Below are 15,439 nucleotides of genomic sequence, written 5' to 3' on the forward strand. Positions count from 1 at the left end.
ATTGAATATGAAAATGAGAAATTATAGCATAGTAATGCTATCGCTGATCCTTGTTTTTTTCGGTAATCAGGTGTTTGGGCAATCCAGAATTACGGAGTTGCTTAAGACAAAACCTGCAGTAACTGAAAAAACAAAACCGCAGATTTACAAAAATTCGCAAATCAAGTTCTATGAATATACCATGGCAAACGGCGTAAAGGTAGTTGTAAGGGCCGATGAAAGTCGTAAAGATATACAAATGAGTGCCATTTGTCCTGGCGGTGCCTCGATTGCCGCTGATCAGGACTTTCAGTCAGCCATACATGCAGGAGCTATAATGGGCAACAGTGGCTTGGGTGATTTTAGCGGATCCGAAATCAGCCAGTTTTTTAAACAGAAAAATATCAGTTTAACTCCAGGTATTGAGGAAAACTACAGCACCTTAAAAGGTAGCTGCATGCCTGATGATTTAGAAACCTTTTTGCAAGCAATTTACCTGTATTTCAGCCGTCCTAAAATGGATAAAGCTTATTTTGATGCTTATATCAAGAATCTTGGCAAGGACGCGGCTATTTATTATAAAAATCCGTACAATGTTTTACAGGATACTGTTAGTGTCCTTGAAAAGACGAATAAAAATAGGGTCAATACACGCAGCGCGGCTAATATCAAAGCGATTAACCTGGATAAAGCGTTTGATATTTTTAGCAAATGTTTTGGCAATGCCAGGGGCTATACCTTTGTGTTTACCGGAAACTTCAAAGTAGATGATTTTAACGAACCATCCAACGAGGTTGCCGATCTGCTGGGTCAATATTTTAGTGCATTACCTTCACAGCCAGCCGGGCAAACTCTAGTTGACAGGAACAACGAAATTCCACAGGGCAAGATTTCTAAAAAGGTTTACAACGGCCATTTGCCATTGGCAGCGGTAGAATTGGTTTATAGTGGAAAGTACCAACACAGCGATTCTGTAAACCTGCAATTAAAGGTGTTGTCTTATTTACTGGAGAAAAATTTGGATACGCTTAAAGCTTTTAGTGGAGTAAATAAAGCATCTGTAAAACTCTCCTTAACCAAGTTTCCAAAGCAAAGCTATTCCATAAATATTGGATTTAAGTGTTTGCCAGAGCAGGTTGACGAAATGTTGGCTAAGGTTAATCAAACGATTGCCAATTTGCAACAAGGTATAAAACCTGAGGAGCTGAAACAATATGTGACTTTGAGAAAAAATGAACTCAAAAAGCAAACTTTTGATTATATTTTTTGGCGCGATTACTTAGCCTTACAATATGTGAATGGTGACGATCCTTATGAGATTGTTCATTATCCTTACTACTTCTATAAGGCTAATACACAAACTTTAAGCCAGGCTGCGAATGAATTTTTAACTGGCAGCAATTACATACAAGCAGTATTGTTGCCTGCACGAAAGAAATAGTTAAAGCACAATTTCTAATGGGCGATCGGTGCAGGCCGATAAAATAGAAAGCGGAAGATGATCTGAAGGATTATCCTCCGCTTTCTATTTATGGTTGATGAAGTTTATAGCTACAGGTACCCATTTCTGTATCTACAGGGGATCTGTATACATGTCTCATCATTAAATTGTGAAAATAATTAATTACTATTGCCCTCCGTTTACGTAAATTTATACAAGCATTGCTATGGTCGAATATAAATCATTGAATGATCATGAACTAACCGAACTCCTTCGGAATGGGGATCATTTAGCATTTAATGAGATATATAAGCGTTATTGGAGAACTTCGATTAATGCTGCCTTTCAGCGTCTCAAATCTAAGGAAGAAGCGGAAGAGGTGGTGCAGGATGTTTTTGTGAATCTATACATCAGAAGGAGTCAAATCCAACCCAAATCGTCACTGGAAGCCTATCTCAACATTGCAATTAAGTACAGGATAATAGATGCTTTTCGTTCGCAAAAGCTAAAAGAGAGCCAACTGGAAAATGTAATTACGCATCAACAGGTCTTGCCCTTACAACCTGATCAGGAATTTGAATACAAGGAGCTGCGTGAGAAAATTCGCAAGGCTGCAGATCAATTGCCTGATAAATGCCGGGAGGTTTTTTTAATGAGCAAGTTTGAACAATTGTCCAATCAGGAGATTGCCGAGCGCACCGGGATTGCAGTAAGTACGGTAAAAAAGCACATGCATAAGGCCTTAAATATTTTACGTAAAGACTTTAAAGATCAACAACTTGATCTATTGTCTGTGTGTTTGTTGATCTTTTTGAGTACTTAGGTTTTAAAATTAAACCGTTGTAATTCAGTATATTGTAAAATATTTTACTGAAGGAGTAGAACACTTGGCTTTTCTATTCGTGTACTTAGTGATGGGGAATAATAAAGACAATATCGAACAACATATATTGGATGTCATTGAGCGATCAAGGCGTAATGAAGCCAGTGCACAAGATTTGCAAGAACTTGATCAATGGTACGATTCTTTTCAAGGGGCGCCTTTGTATACTGATGGCATGTCAGTAAATGAGGAAGAAGAAGCCATGCAAATGCTGCTTAACCGAATCTATGAGGTAATTGAGCCCGAAATAACACCAGCAGTACAATATAGGCCATGGTTTGCCAGTAAATGGGCAGTTGCTGTGGCAGCTTCATTGCTATTAATCTCGGCAATAGCCGTATTCTTTTATCTCCGTACAGAACAAGTAGAATTGAGCAATTCAATTTCGAGCGCAAGTAGCATCTTACCCGGAACAAATTCAGCTACTTTAACTTTAGCAGATGGCAAAAAAATAAAATTATCTGAATCAGCCAATGGTGATCTGGCCAAACAAGCCGGGGTGTTAATTGTTAAAACTGCCGATGGTAAACTGGTTTATCAGGTTCAAAATTCTGCAGCCGAAACAGGTCAGGTGAATACAATTTCTACCGCTATAGGCGAAACATACCAGGTACGCTTTTCTGATGGGACTGCAGTTTGGCTTAATGCCGCTTCCTCTTTAAAATTCCCAGCTAAATTTTCTAAGCTTTCATCTAGAATTGTGGAGCTAAATGGCGAAGCTTATTTTGAAGTAGCTAAAGACAAAGCACATCCATTTATTGTAAAATCACGTGATCAGGAGGTTAAGGTATTGGGTACCCATTTCAACATCAATAGTTATACGGATGAACGAAATGTAGTTACAACCTTGTTAGAAGGTGCTGTGCAAGTATCCTTATCCAACCCTATGAAAACAAATGCAAGCTTGAAAAATGTGCTGTTAAAGCCAGGCCAGCAGTCTTTATTAAGTGCTACTTCCCTTAGCGTTGCCCAGGTGCAAACAGATGATGTTATTGCCTGGAAAAATGGAAATTTCATGTTTAATAATGAGTCGATGGAAATGGTGATGCGCAAACTCTCCAGGTGGTATAATATTGAAGTGAAATATGCCGATCCTGCAGTGAAGCAGATCAAGTTTTTTGGAACAATAAGCCGCTTTTCTAATGTGTCTAAGGTTTTGGAAATGATAGCCTTAACAAATGAAGTGAAGTTTGAAATAAAAGGCAAACAAATTACCGTAGTAAGGAACTAAGGGGCTTAACCATCTCTTATATTTAATAATCAACAAACAATCAACTAAACTAGACAAGAAAATGAAAGACCAAAAAAAAGAAACCTGAGTTAATCTGAAAGTTTGGTAGAATAGAAAAGGAGTGCTGGACACACCCCCTTTCTGATATCTGTTAAACTTAAAGCCAGTAAAGGCTGAGAATCATTGAGCAACAATTTTTCACGATTAACAAGACAATCAAATGTATAAAATTTATACTAAAATTACGTGCAACTGGGGTTGCATGTATAAGCCGTTATTAATAATGAAGTTAACCACCATTATATTAATCGTTTCCATGATGCAGGTCAGTGCTTCATCTTTTGCGCAACGCATAACCATGCGCCAGCAAAAGGTAACGCTAGAAAAACTGATTAAGGAAATTAGCATCCAAACGGGTTACAATGTGTTGCTTCCAACGGACAAAATCAGCAGCTCGAAAATCATTGCCGCAGATTTTTCAAATGTACCATTGACAACAGTAATGGATAGGGTACTTCAGGGAAGTGATTTGACTTATGTGATCAAAGACAAAACCATTATCGTACAGTCCAAAGAGAAATCAATTTTGGATAATATCGTGGATTACCTAAGACAGATCAATATTACCGGACGGATATTGAATGAAAAAGGAGAAGCACTTGTGGGGGCCACAGTTAAAGTAAAAGGTAGTTCCAAAACTGCGCTTACTGATAATGAAGGCGTTTATAGTTTTAACAATGTGGATGAAAGAGCGATACTCACGATTAGTTTTCTTGGCTACAAAACACAGGAAGTTCGGGTGATGAGTAAAATGCCTGACATCAGAATGGAAGTAGCTCCAAGTAATTTGGAGGAAATTAATATCATGGTGAGCACAGGGTATCAGCGACTGCCGAAAGAACGTGCTGCGGGTTCCTTTGGTTTTGTGACACAAGCGGATCTGGATAAGCGAAGTAACAGTAATATTTTAACTTATCTGGAAGGACAAGTGCCGGGTTTATTAACTGGAGCCGATGGCAGGATTACCATTCGTGGTCAAAGTACAATAGCGGCAAGTTCTAATAAAGATCCCCTGATTGTGTTGGATGGTTTTCCTATTGAACGAAATGTGGAGAGTATTAATCCAAATGATGTAGAGAGTATTACGGTATTAAAGGATGCTTCTGCTGCTTCGATATGGGGGGTAAGGGCTGCCAATGGTGTGATTGTAATTCAAACCAAAAGAGGGCGTTCAAGTCGTAAAGCTCTGGATATTGATTTCTCTTCCACATTAGCTATTAGTCCCGCTGCTGATATTAATAAATTGCCTTATGCCTCGAGTGCTTCTTATATTGAATTTGAAAAGTTTAAGGTAGACAATAAGCTTACGCTTTTTACAAGTGGTGTTCCTCGTTCGGCTATTTCACCAGTTCTTGATGCTTATCTGAATCATCCCGCAGAGGCAGCTCAGGTGGTTGATCCGTTAAAAAATATCAATGCTTTTGATGAGTTTAAAGATTTGTTTATGCGTCCGGCGGCAAGGCAGCAATATGCATTGGCAATTGCCGGAAAAGGCGACAAATCCACCCATAGGGCATCCTTTAGTTATGATAACATCAGCGCTCAGTTTAAGCAGAATGGCTCAAAACGTTTTGTAACGGATTTATTTGAGACGGTGACCATATTACCCAAATTACGAGCGCAAGTTGGATTAAACTACGCCTTGAATACCGGTTTGAGTAATGGAATGAGCTATACTGATCTTAAAAACTTGCTCCCATATCAGCAAATTTTAGATGCCAGTGGTGGATATATCGTCCAGCCTCAAACCTTTTATCAGGGCGATAAGCAGGCTTATGTGAGTGCAGGTTATCCCTATAACTGGGACTACAACCTAATGCAGGAATTCAATAATAAAAACAATACCGTAAAAACAAGTAACATCAATGTAACAGCCGGTTTAAACTATGAAATCCTGAAAGGTCTTTCTGCAAACATTGGCTATCAGTATGAATATGGGAATTCAGTAACCAAGAATATTTATAACGAACAGACTTACTTGGTTAGAAATAGTGTGAATTATGCCACGACCCTAAAAAATGGGGTCCTCACTTCTGGCATTCCAAAAGGGGGGATTTACAGGGAATTTAACAGTAATTCTTATTCGCAGACCTATCGGGGGATGTTGAAATATGATGCAGACTTTTTAAATGGTAAACATGTCATTTCTGCCATTGCAGGTACAGAAGTTAGGGAGCTTGGAAATAAAGCTTCCAATCAAACAAAGTACGGTTATGACTCGCAAAGCCTTCAGTTTGCCAGGGTAAATTATAATGCTTTTTATACTGATGTAAGAGGCAATACTCAGAATTTGATACCTGATGAATCCATTTTTCAGGATGATTTGAACAGATTTGTATCCATATACACCAATGCAGGCTATACCTATGACGATAAATATACGCTAAACGGAAGTGCAAGACTTGATAAAACCAATCTTTTTGGCTCTAATGACCAGTATAAAAACGTGTGGTTATGGTCTGCAGGACTGAGTTGGCAATTGCATAAAGAACGGTTCTTTGAAATGGGCATCTTCAATAGCTTGATTTTGAGGGCAACTTATGGTATTAATGGAAATGTAAATAAATCTACCAGTCCTTTTTTAATTGCCAATGTGGCTACCAATAACCAAAATAATCTGCCTTACGCTTACGTGTCCAATCCTACAAATCCATTGCTGAGGTGGGAGAAAACGAAAGTTACCAATTTAGGAATTGACTTTGCAATGCTCAAACAGCGCTTAAGAGGCTCGTTGGAATACTATAGCCGCAATAGTTCCGACTTGTTGGGTAATGCAACCGTAAATGGTACCTATGGATTTAATACTGCCTTTATCAATTATGCAAGTCTTAAAAATACAGGTTTTGACGTTAACTTATCGGGCCTGATTTTAGATGGGGGCTTTAAGTGGTTGGCTACCTTAAATTATAGTTATAACAAGAATAAAATCACTAAAGTTGATTTTCCACAAAAAACGGTAGGGTCTTATCTAGCCGGTGTACCGCAAATCAATTTGCCGCTTAATTATTTGTATAGCTATAAATGGGCTGGGCTTTCGGCCACCGGAACACCTCAGGTATACAATGAAAAAGGGGAGGCAACTGGTTATAAAACAGAAATGGCCAATCCTTTAGCGTTAATTTACCAGGGAAATTCTGTTTCTCCACATTATGGAGCCCTGATTAATGAATTTGGTTACAAGAGATTTACTTTGCTAACCAATTTTACCTATAAAATGGGGCATAAATTTTTTGTTCCTGTGATTCAGTACAGTACTGCTTATGGGGGAGCATCACAAATTTCCTCAGATTGGGATAAGCGATGGATGAAGCCTGGTGATGAGGCGTTTACCAATATCCCAGCGGCACCAACTGCTTTAACTGGTTTAAATGTTTATGATCAGTATACTCAATATGCCGATGTCAATGTTGAAACGGCTTCAATTATTAGGTTTAGAGAGTTGTTGATTAATTATAAGCTTCCGCTAAAATTAAAGCATGCTTATACTTCAACCGTATTTAATATCGGTTTACAGGTTAGAAATCTGGCAACTTATAAATTTAATAAAGCAGGGTTAGATCCGGAGTTCTTTACTACGACAACGCAAAGCAGTACCACTATTTTGCCACCGACACCTGAATATTCCCTAATTCTAAAAGCAAACTTTTAAATCGTACGCATATGAAAAGTTTAAAATATATCTGTTTTCTCGTTGTGCTGATCACCGGGTTAACAGGCTGTAAAAAGTACCTGGATATTGTACCTAAAGGAAAAATTATACCTCAGAAAACGAACGATTACCGCTTGTTGCTCGATCAGATTTTACCGAGAGGAAGTTCCAATGGCTTTACGCAAAGTTTTAGTAATGATGTATTGATGTCCGATGATATGGAAGTCAATGCGTTTTCTGCGAGTTTTTATAAAGCGGCTGCTCAAAATGTACTGATGTTTGCCGAACACATTTATCTGGATTCTGAGTCTGACCCGGATTGGGAAGCATTGTACAATCAGATTTATGTAGCTAACCTGGTGACAAGTCAGGTTCTGGATTCTGAAGGTGGAACACCTGCAGAGAAAAATGCCTTGTTTGCTGAGGCTAAGGTACATCGTGCGCATGCCTATCTGATTTTGGTTAATTTGTATGCCAGGCAATATATAGCAGCAACGGCAGCTACCGATCCAGGGGTGCCGATCCGCAAAAACTTGGATTTTGAAGAGAAATTACCCAGAGCGAGCGTTCAAGAGGTATACAACTACATCTTGCAGGATTTAAATGATGCTTTAGGGAAATTACCTGCCATCCCTCAGCTCAACATAAATTACCGGCCTGTAGAAGCTGCATGCAATGCCTTATTGGCCAGGGCCAATTTGTACATGAACAATATTCCTTCAGCTCTAGCTTATGCAAACACTTCTCTCCAATTGTATAACACATTGATTGATTACAATACTTTGCCAGCAGGACAATCATTTCCAGGTACGTTGGCCGAGCCAACTGGCCTTCAGAGTAAAGAGGTTTTGCTTTTAAAAAGTCCAACTACCGCGGAATCACTTTTTTATGGCAGTAATGGTTTGGTTAGCCTTTATGATCAGCAAAACGACCTGCGTTTTAAGGCGAAGTTTGCGAGTGATGCAGCTTTTGGTTTGAACTTTGGATTTATTTGCACGGGTTGGTCTGGAAAAACACCAGCAAAGGGGCCATCTACTGCTGAAATGTTATTGATTAGGGCTGAGTGTTATGCCAGAACTGAAAAGGTAACCGAAGCGATTGCTGACTTAAATACCCTCAGGAAAAGCAGGTTTAAAACAGGAAGTAATTCGACGCTGACTGCCTCATCTCCTGCACAGACTTTGTTGTTGGTAAAACAGGAAAGACGTCGTGAGCTTGCTTTCCTCGGAGCCAGATGGTTTGACATCAAAAGGTATAATGTAGTAGATAACGACAATATAACCGTTACCCATCTTATTAATGGAGCGAGTTATACATTAGCTCCAAACAGTGTTCGTTGCGTATTGCCCATAGGGAGAAAGTACATCGATCTGAATCCGGAAATTACTCAGAATCCCAGATAAGTAGAATTTAACAACAAGGATATAAATAATAAACAAAGCGGGTGCTTTTGCGCCCGCGTTAATAAACATGCAATTATGAAAGCGATTGAAAATTTAAAATATGTAGTCCTGATTTTATTGATGGGCTTTACCAGTACAGTTATTGCTCAGCAAAAGTTTACAATTTCAGGGAATGCCCCAGGAAAAGACGGGCAGAAAGTCGAATTAGTCAGGTATACTGAAGGATCAATACAAAAACTGGGTGTGGATACGATAAAAGATGAGAAATTTGAAATTTCGGTACCTGTAGATGAGGTCAGCCTTGCTTTGCTGCAGATTGATAAAAACTTTGGTGGTACGGTAGTAGTAGAACCCGCTAGTTTAAAGTATACCATTTCTGCCGATGGAACTTTTGGGACGCAAGGGGGCAAATATACCCCGGTATTAAATGGTTTTTTAAAAAGTAAAGAATTTATTGCTGCTGATAATCTGTTTAAGAAACTAACTAAAGGTGGCAATATTGCTGCTATCAGAGGCACAAAGGAGGAATGGGAGATGATCGCTCCATTTTTAAAGAAAGAGGATCTTCGGAGTAGTTATCTGGCAAATCTGGTTAGAACTAACTCAGATCCAAAAGTAAAAGTGATGGCGGCCATTATGTGCGAATTACAGCCTGATGCGGCTAAAACCATGGAGATTGTCAATAAAGTGGCTTCCCAGGTTGGAGAAAATACCATTATGATGAGAAGGGTGAGGTCAATGGAAAAACAACAGGCAGCGGCTCTGGCCAGAAGACATGAAGGTATGTTAGGTCAACAGTTTACCGATTTTACAGCGGTTAATTTAAAAGCTGAAAGCATGAACCTTGCTCCGGTGGTTAAAGCGAATAAATATACTTTACTGCAATTTTGGGCATCATGGTGTGGACCATGCCGCAAAGAAATTCCTTTGTTAAAACAGTTGTATGCTAAGTATAAATCAAAAGGCTTTGAAATTGTATCCTTCTCTATGGATGAGAATAAATACAATTGGGAGAAGGCTTCTGAAGCGGAAAAAATGAAATGGATAAATGTATCAGATCTGCGTGCTTTTAATAGTGGTGTAGCGAAGACTTATCCAATATTTGGGATTCCAGCAAATGTGATCATAGATCAGACAGGCAAAATTGTAGCGAGCAACCTTTTGGATAAGGATCTTGAAAATAAAATTACGGAGTTGCTAAAATAAAGACGGAGTGTTTATGATGAGTGTGTTTGCTTGTTTGCTTGTGATTGCGGCTATAATTCTAATTGCTGCAAAAGCCTCTTTAAATTTGTTTCTGCTTACTGGAACTGTCTCCGGGAAAAATGGTGAGCTCGTCGCTTTGATTAGCGATGAACCGACCGGAAATGGTCAGATTCTGTGCTCAGTAACCATACAAAACGACTGTTTCAGACTGTCTTCCGAGCAAGTCAATGATGGACCTGCTTATCTTGTTTTCGGTGAAGGAAATGATAAAACCAGGTATCCGGTAATGCTTAGGAAAGGTCATTTCAGTTTTTGTGAAACTGAGGAATCTATTAAAAACTACATAAAATGAAAATCATATTAACGGTTATAAGCAGTTTATTGCTGCTAAATGTATCTGCTCAACAGCATGATGCCTTAAAAAGAACTGCTCATCCTATAATGGGCAAAAAACTAAGCATCAACTATGTAGCGGATTCTACCAGCCTTTCTGCTGCAGAGCAGGTTTCGGGAAGGGCATATTTTTACAGTAAATCTAAGCAGACAGCTGAAGAGAAGTTTAGTCTGGAGAAAAAAAAAGGCACCTGGAAGGGGGCGCTTAACATACCCGATAGTACCATTTTAGTCAGCTTTGTGTTTAATACGCCTGACGGTAAAGTAAAAGATAACAACCGTAATAAGGGTTATCTAATGCCTGTTTATAAAAAAGCTGAGCCTGCGCAATTTGCTTATGCCCGGATGGCTGAGCTACTTGGCGGCGGGCCACCTGATGCAGCAGGTTTAAAAAAAGACCAGAAACGGGCGCTTATTTTTATGAAGGAGGAAATGCGTGTGCACCCTGAAAGTGAAGTTGAGTTTAGGTCAACTTTTTATAATATGCTGGCCAATTCTCCAGAGCGGGAGGACAAGGTTGTGCTGTTGAAAAAACTCAATGAACTTAAAAGTGATAGGGAAGAAGAGTTGATGATGGCCCAGCTTTATCTGTCGTATTTTGGAGGAAAAAAGCAAGCTGATTCTTTAGACAAGTTGTTGACGATGAAATTTCCGAATGGCAATTATGTTAAAAATAAAGCACTGCAGGCCCAGAGGTCCGCTAATAAAACAGAATCTGAGCCTCATGGTACTGCTCAGAAAACGAGTGTCAATAAAGCCGAGATCCTTAAAAATGTACAAGATAACCTGGTAGATGAACCTGTAAATCCGCTAACGCTTAAAGATATTGACGGAAATACGGTAAGTATTGATGCAGTAGCCGGGAATGGTAAGGTAACTGTAATAGATTTCTGGGCAACCTGGTGCAAGCCTTGTATTGCTTCTTTTCCTGCCATGCAGCGTGTAATGGAACAATATCGGAATAATCCATCGGTTCAGTTTTTTTTCATCTGCACTATGGAGCAGGGAGATGCTGTAAAGAATGCTAAAGCTTTTATGGCTAAAAATCCTTATCCGTTTAAGGTGTTGATGGATGAAAAAACTGAGGATATGAATATGTATAAGGCCTATTCAGCTTATAAAGCAACCGGAGGAATACCTTATAAATTGGTTATAGATAGTAGGGGACATGCTCGGGCAAGAACGTCTGGATTTTCAGGAAATGACCAAGAGCTCATTACAGAGCTGTCGGCTATGATAGATATAGCTTTAAAATCAAAAAAATAATATGATGAACAAAAAAAAACTAACAGTGATTGCTGTAACTATATTCGCTAGCCTAATCTTTATTTGTGGGGCGCCACCTCAAAATGGTTTTACCATTAGTGGTAATATTAAGGGGCTAAATAATGCTTATATCTATTTGAATTGGCAGCAGGGGGATTCTGTAAAGATAGATTCTTCTATGGTTAAAGCTGGGAAATTTAGATTTAAGGGCCGGGTTGCTGACCCTTCGCTTGCAGTCATTTTTCTAAAAAGGGAAGAGTCTGTTCTCTTTTATCTGGAGAATACGGCTGTTGAGATGATGGGAGAAATGGATTCACTGAAACGATTAAAAATTAAAGGTTCGGCAACTCAGGACGAATTTGTGTTCTATCAAAATCAGATGAAAGGTGTTCAAAACGCTGATCAGGCGATGGAGAAAACGATCTCATTTATTACCAATCATCCTAACAGTTATGTTAGTGTAGATAAATTACAAGAGCTGTCGCCCAGAATGGATTCTAAAACGTTGGAAAGATTGTTTAACGCACTGGGGACTCCTTTAAAGTCTTCTGTCGCCGGCAAGCGTTTGGCAGGAAAAGTTGATATATATAAAAATACGGCGGTAGGTAGCATGGCTCCAATATTTAGTCAAAAGGATATAAATGGTACACTTGTTTCTTTGCAGGATTTGAGAGGTAAATATGTATTATTGGATTTTTGGGCTAGTTGGTGCGGACCTTGTCGTAAAGAGAATCCTGCAGTGTTGAAAGCCTACAATAGATTTCATGATAAAGGGCTCACCGTTCTGGCAGTTTCTTTGGATGATAATGAAGCTAAATGGAAAAAAGCTATTCAAGATGACCAAATGCCATGGATACATGTGTCGGATTTAAAAGGGACGGGTAATGCGGTCGCTCTGCAGTATGGTATTTACGGAATTCCAGCCAATTATTTAATTGATCCGAAAGGTAAAATTGTTGCAAAGAATCTCAGGGGAGAGGCATTGGAGAAAACATTGGAATCTTTTCTTTAAATTAATTAAATAGCTATTATCGGCCAACTAGCCGGACAAAATCACTTAGTAATCAGCTAATCTGCATGACTTTTAGTAGGACTATTAAAGTTAGCTTTAAGGAAGTTAGCGCAAAAGCTAATTTTTTCAATTCATTTAAACCCAATAAATTATGAAAAAGTTATTATTTGTTTTGTTCCTCTCTTTTGCCTGTACCAGTATCTATGCTCAGGTAAAAGCAAACTCCAATTCTACCGTATACTGTAACGGTGATTCTTATGGATATTATATTGACGAGATTCCGGGCGCCGTTTCTTATACTTGGTCGGTTCTGGGTTGGGCCGGTGGAGCAACGATCTGGCCGGGCTGGGATACTGCTATTGATATAACTTACTCAAAACCTGGTATATATGATGTGATGTGTACGGTTGAAATGAGCAGTGGCCCCGACCTTGTATATGGGCTTGCTGTCGATGTTTACCAGGAACCGTGGATGTTCACAACGAACACCAGGTAGCTAAACATAAGATCTTGGTTAAAACAGGGATTTGCTCATTGCGAATCCCTGTTTTTTTGTAATTTACTTACTATCTGGAGTGTATACGATTTGGCCATTAGGGATATTAAAATCTCTTGTGCTAATAAATTCGCTGTATTCTGGAGGATTTTCTTTTGAAATTTGCATTGTACCTATTTGCACCATTTTTCAAGTTTATCCATCAAGTCTTCCAGGCGAATAGGTTTACCAATATAATCGTCCATCCCAGCATCTAAACAATCTTGTTCATCACCATTTAGTGTGTTGGCTGTTAATGCAATAATAACTGGCTGTTTCGATTGTTTTTTTCTGATCAATCGAGTTGCCTCTAAGCCGTCCATTACCGGCATTTGCATGTCCATTAAGATAATGTCATAATCTTTTCCATTAACAGCCTCAATGGCCTCTTTCCCATTTTTCACCAGGTCGGGTTTATAACCCAATCGATCAAGAATATTAACGATTACCAATTGGTTTATTAATTTATCCTCTGCCACCAGCAATTCGCAAGGGTAATTTGTTGAAAAATCAGCAGACAATTTTTTACGGAATACCTCTTCTTCTATTTCTGGATACCTTCTTGTTTGCAATGCATTTGAAACTTGTTTATTAAGGACATGTTGGCGGATAGGCTTTGTCATGACCGAATAAAACAGACCACGTTGACGCTCTTCAAATTCTTCGCCAATAGAACTGAGCAAAAGGATCGGAATAAATGGATAGCGTTGCTTAATCAATTTGGCCAGCATTACACCATCCATTCCAGGCATTTGCATATCTGTAATTACTAATTCAATTGATGGATCAAGCAACAGCATTGATAATGCCTGTTTAGCCGAACTGGCCGATACAGGTTGTAAGTTCCAATATCCAAGCTGCTTATTTAAAATGGTCCGGTTTGTAGCATTATCATCAACAATCATTACCTTTTTGCCAGCATGTTCAGTCATGCTATAATTGGCGTATGGCAACAGTAACTTCGTTCCAATTTGTGTACGCAGCGTAAATGAGAAGGTCGATCCTTGATCCAGCTCACTCTCCACATTAATTTCGCCACCCATAAGTTTGACAAGCTTTTCTGAGATTGCGAGGCCTAAGCCAGTACCACCATACTTACGGGTTGTAGAAGAATCAACCTGCGAAAAAGCGTTAAACAAATTGTCCAATTTATCAGCTGCTATTCCAATACCTGTATCTCGTACTGCAAACCTCAGTTCGAACTGTCCATTTTGTAAAATATTCCCTACAGAAACGGCTACGTAAACCTCACCCTGTTCCGTAAATTTAATAGCATTTCCAACCAAATTAATCAATACCTGCCTCAGCCGTAGCTGATCACCAACAATTTGTAACGGAACATTTTCTTCAATATGATAAACTAAATCCAATTGAAGTTCAGCAGATTTAACCGCAAATATATCAAGGACATCTTCAATACATTTACGCAAATTAAAGTCTTCACACTCTAATTCCATATGGCCAGATTCTATTTTAGAAAAGTCCAGTATATCGTTGATTACATTAATCAATGCTTCGCCGCTATTTGCAATCACATCCGCAAACATATACTGCTCCTTATTCAGGTCAGTTTCCTTTAAAAGCATCGCCATTCCCATTACCCCATTCATCGGGGTGCGGATCTCATGGCTCATGGTAGCCAAAAAGATGCTTTTGGCCTGATTGGCTCGATCGGCTTCAGCTCTGGCTTTTTCCAATTCTAAATTAGATGCTTTAAGCTGCTCGTTGGCTTTTTCCAATACCTCTTCATTCTGTTTCCGAACCAATGATAGTTGAGCCTCTTTTTGTAGTTCGGCCATTTCTAAGGTCTGGACAACCTGTCTTTCATTAGATTTCCTTAGTAAGTAGGCCCATAATCCACAGATAAAAAAGATCATGTCGGCCAGCAATATATGGATTATAAAAGTCTGCAAATCAAAAGAATCCAAGCGTGTAAAATAGATTTCGTTTACCCCACTATTTTGCAAATAGCCAAATATCGCATGATGAACCATCACCACAATCAGGATCGGTAACTGTAGTTTCCATTTCTCATAGGTGATTAGCAGTGTACTGCCAATAAAGGCAAAGAAATGCATTTCGAATAGTCCATGCATCTGGTAAATGTACTGTGCCATAAAAATGCCCAGCACTGCACTTAAAACGTATTGATAAAGATTGGATGATGGTAAAAAATATTTCACAGAATAATAAGCCAGCAAAGAAAGACCACCTACTCCAAATGCGATTAACCAGGTATCATAAAATTGCGCAAAGATGAGCCCAATTATGAAGTATCCCCATAAAAAGTAATTCATTAAACGATCCGTTCTTTCCTTAATGCCCAAGAAAAGTAAGCGGTTTTGGTTATCAGAAATAGTTATACGATTGGTTGGAGTCAT

11 protein-coding genes are annotated in these 15,439 nt (G+C 39.0%); 10 read left to right on the top strand and 1 reads right to left on the bottom strand.

The window, feature by feature from the left end; genetic code table 11:
- Positions 1 to 7: 7 nt before the first annotated feature.
- The 10 genes from FBD94_RS06940 to FBD94_RS06985 all read left to right on the top strand — a co-directional run bounded on the left by FBD94_RS06940 (position 8) and on the right by FBD94_RS06985 (position 13,019).
- Positions 8 to 1,420 (top strand): M16 family metallopeptidase, encoded by a 1,413-nt coding sequence (locus FBD94_RS06940; protein ID WP_136879608.1) that lies wholly within the window; start codon positions 8 to 10, stop codon positions 1,418 to 1,420.
- Positions 1,421 to 1,646: 226 nt separating this feature from the next.
- The gene (locus FBD94_RS06945; protein ID WP_136879609.1) at positions 1,647 to 2,243 is read left to right on the top strand and encodes an RNA polymerase sigma factor; all 597 of its coding nucleotides are present in this window, start codon (positions 1,647 to 1,649) and stop codon (positions 2,241 to 2,243) included.
- Between the two features lie 91 nt (positions 2,244 to 2,334).
- Positions 2,335 to 3,534: a FecR family protein gene (locus FBD94_RS06950; RefSeq protein WP_136879610.1), complete on the top strand. Its 1,200-nt coding sequence runs from the start codon at positions 2,335 to 2,337 to the stop codon at positions 3,532 to 3,534.
- Between the two features lie 283 nt (positions 3,535 to 3,817).
- Positions 3,818 to 7,243, top strand: a complete 3,426-nt coding sequence (locus FBD94_RS06955; RefSeq protein ID WP_169472237.1) for a SusC/RagA family TonB-linked outer membrane protein — start codon at positions 3,818 to 3,820, stop codon at positions 7,241 to 7,243.
- An 11-nt stretch (positions 7,244 to 7,254) separates the two neighbouring features.
- Positions 7,255 to 8,646 (top strand): RagB/SusD family nutrient uptake outer membrane protein, encoded by a 1,392-nt coding sequence (locus tag FBD94_RS06960; RefSeq protein ID WP_136879612.1) that lies wholly within the window; start codon positions 7,255 to 7,257, stop codon positions 8,644 to 8,646.
- Between the two features lie 75 nt (positions 8,647 to 8,721).
- Positions 8,722 to 9,852: a TlpA disulfide reductase family protein gene (locus tag FBD94_RS06965; RefSeq protein WP_136879613.1), complete on the top strand. Its 1,131-nt coding sequence runs from the start codon at positions 8,722 to 8,724 to the stop codon at positions 9,850 to 9,852.
- 13 nt (positions 9,853 to 9,865) lie between these two features.
- Positions 9,866 to 10,204, top strand: coding sequence for a hypothetical protein (locus FBD94_RS06970; RefSeq protein WP_136879614.1), 339 nt, complete (start codon positions 9,866 to 9,868; stop codon positions 10,202 to 10,204).
- Positions 10,201 to 11,511, top strand: a complete 1,311-nt coding sequence (locus FBD94_RS06975; protein ID WP_136879615.1) for a TlpA family protein disulfide reductase — start codon at positions 10,201 to 10,203, stop codon at positions 11,509 to 11,511. Before FBD94_RS06970 ends, FBD94_RS06975 begins: the two co-directional genes overlap by 4 nt.
- 1 nt (position 11,512) lies before the next feature.
- Positions 11,513 to 12,523 carry a TlpA disulfide reductase family protein gene (locus FBD94_RS06980; RefSeq protein ID WP_136879616.1) on the top strand — a complete coding sequence of 337 codons (1,011 nt, stop codon included), beginning with the start codon at positions 11,513 to 11,515 and terminating at the stop codon, positions 12,521 to 12,523.
- Positions 12,524 to 12,674: 151 nt separating this feature from the next.
- Entirely contained in the window at positions 12,675 to 13,019 is a 345-nt protein-coding gene (locus FBD94_RS06985; protein ID WP_136879617.1) for a hypothetical protein, read from the top strand.
- Between the two features lie 173 nt (positions 13,020 to 13,192).
- Here the strand turns inward: FBD94_RS06985 and FBD94_RS06990 are convergent, their stop codons facing one another.
- On the bottom strand, positions 13,193 to 15,439 hold the full coding sequence (locus FBD94_RS06990) for a response regulator (protein WP_136879618.1): 2,247 nt from the start codon (positions 15,437 to 15,439) through the stop codon (positions 13,193 to 13,195).

It is taken from the genome of Pedobacter hiemivivus (genome assembly GCF_005144565.1).
Lineage (GTDB): Bacteria > Bacteroidota > Bacteroidia > Sphingobacteriales > Sphingobacteriaceae > Pedobacter > Pedobacter hiemivivus.